Origin of the sequence: Kytococcus sp. HMSC28H12 (assembly GCF_001816045.1) — a bacterium.
Classification (GTDB): Bacteria; Actinomycetota; Actinomycetes; order Actinomycetales; family Dermatophilaceae; genus Kytococcus; species Kytococcus schroeteri.
The window spans coordinates 1-1,130 of sequence record NZ_KV824603.1; the positions used below are offsets into that span (position 1 = coordinate 1).

General features: G+C 74.4%; 3 protein-coding genes. All 3 read left to right on the top strand.

Annotation, left to right across the window (positions count from 1 at the left end):
• A partial coding sequence (locus HMPREF3099_RS09465; RefSeq protein WP_202816737.1) for an HRDC domain-containing protein occupies positions 1 to 395 on the top strand: 395 nt, incomplete at its 5' end.
• 175 nt (positions 396 to 570) lie between these two features.
• The gene (locus HMPREF3099_RS13060; protein WP_168168508.1) at positions 571 to 717 is read left to right on the top strand and encodes a hypothetical protein; all 147 of its coding nucleotides are present in this window, start codon (positions 571 to 573) and stop codon (positions 715 to 717) included.
• Between the two features lie 200 nt (positions 718 to 917).
• On the top strand, positions 918 to 1,130 hold a 213-nt coding region (locus HMPREF3099_RS12490), incomplete at its 3' end, for a WhiB family transcriptional regulator (protein ID WP_141762106.1).

Genomic DNA, 1,130 nt, shown 5'->3' on the forward strand with positions numbered 1-1,130 from the left:
CCCCGGCCGAGCCCGGCGGCGGGCGCTCGCGGCGCCGAGCCCGGCCCGCGGTGTGCAGGCAGTGCGGGGTCCCGCTGGAGAACGCCACCCAGGCCAAGGTGGGGCGCTGCGCCGACTGCCCGCCGGAGTACGACGTGGCCACCTTCGAGGCGCTCAAGGCCTGGCGCAAGGCGGTGGCACTGCACACCTCCAAGCCGGCGTTCACGGTGTTCACCGACGTGACGCTGGAGGGGATCGCCACCGCCGACCCGGGCGAGGTGGCCGACCTCGCGGGCGTGTCCGGCATCGGGCGGGCCAAGCTGGAGCGCTTCGGTCCGTCGGTGATGCGGGTGCTCGGCGGGGAGGACCCGCAGGCCGTGGCCGACGAGGTCTTCGGCGAGGAGGCCGCGGGCTGAGCCGGCCCTCCTGCGACCCGCAGGTCTCGAAAAGGTCACGAATCGGGCGGATCCGTTAAATCGGTTGCCCCCGCCGTGGAGGGGTTTCTAGGGTGGGGCCACACCTTCCGGGAGTCGTCTGCGGCTCCTGCCGGGTGGGTACCTGACCGCGATCGAGGAAGGAGGAGCGAGAACCATGATCAACACCCTGACCTGCACCGCAGTGGCACTCGATGCCCGCGCTGCCGCCACGGACGCCCGTGGGCGTGTTGACCTCGTGCCGGCCACCGGCCGCATGACGCGAGATCGCTCCGCCTCGACCGCGTTCCCCCTGGTGGCCTGACGCGACGTCGCGGCGCCCACTGCGCCCCGCGCCCAGGACCGGCCACCGGCCGCTCCCACCACGGCACCCGTGTCCCCCGACCGGACCCCGGTGCCCTCGCACGCAGCCCCCGGCGCGTGCCGCCCCGTCCCACACCGCCGCGCAGCCGTGCGTGGCCCCGACGGGCACCCATCCGCAGGACCCCGGAAGGACTCCCAGGCATGTTGGCCCTGGCAGATCACCACCAGACCCTCATCGACGAAGCCCGTGCCGCCGGCAGCCCCCTGCCGTGCCTCGTGAACGACCCCGACACCTGGTTCGCCGACACCCCCGCCGGCGTCGAGCACGCCAAGGCGTTGTGCCTCGACTGCCCCGTGCGCACCCTGTGCCTCGAGGGCGCCCTCGAGCGCCGCGAGCCGTGGGGCGTGTGGGGC